The organism is Roseovarius sp. TE539, assembly GCF_003298505.1.
Classification (GTDB): domain Bacteria; phylum Pseudomonadota; class Alphaproteobacteria; order Rhodobacterales; family Rhodobacteraceae; genus Roseovarius.
Map to the genome: position 1 here is coordinate 1 of NZ_QNGB01000083.1, position 556 is coordinate 556.

The following is a 556-nucleotide window of genomic DNA, read 5'->3' on the forward strand; positions in this document are numbered from 1 at the left end:
CAATAAGATCAAACGCTTCCGCAGGATCGCATTGCGTTGCGAGAAATCCGTCAGCTCATTCAAAGCCTTCGTTGATCTCGCATGCGCAATGGCTTGGATCAGCTAAATGCAGACGCCGCCTAGGCCGCTTCCAGCGTTTCGGTTCCCGGTTGATTGTTTTGCTTCACGCGCTAGCGGCACATGAACAATGCACCCTAAAGTTGAGAGTCGTGGAATTTTCACGATTAATCCCACCATTTGCCTTAATGATCCCGGAATATTCGTGTTACAGAATGCCCGTGCCACGCAGGGGTGGGTTCGGGTCAGTAAAGAGGTATGAAAATGCGTAACAGGGTCACCAAGGCAATTTTTCCGGTCGCGGGTCTGGGGACCCGGTTCATTCCGGCCACCAAATCGGTGCCCAAGGAGATCATGACGCTGGTGGACCGGCCGCTGGTTCAGTACGCGATCGACGAGGCGCGCGCGGCCGGCATCAAGGAATTCATCTTCGTGACCTCGCGCGGCAAGGGCGCGCTGGAGGATTATTTCGACAACGCCCCGCAGCTTGAGCAGGAGC

The 556-nt window shown here is 55.6% G+C and carries 1 protein-coding gene and 1 pseudogene; both read left to right on the forward strand.

Going from position 1 to position 556, the window contains the following annotated elements; translation table 11 throughout:
• Positions 1–106, forward strand: a pseudogene (locus DQW77_RS18720) (IS5/IS1182 family transposase); the annotation flags it as partial.
• Positions 107–321: 215 nt separating this feature from the next.
• A partial coding sequence (locus DQW77_RS17985; RefSeq protein ID WP_258523907.1) for a sugar phosphate nucleotidyltransferase occupies positions 322–556 on the forward strand: 235 nt, incomplete at its 3' end.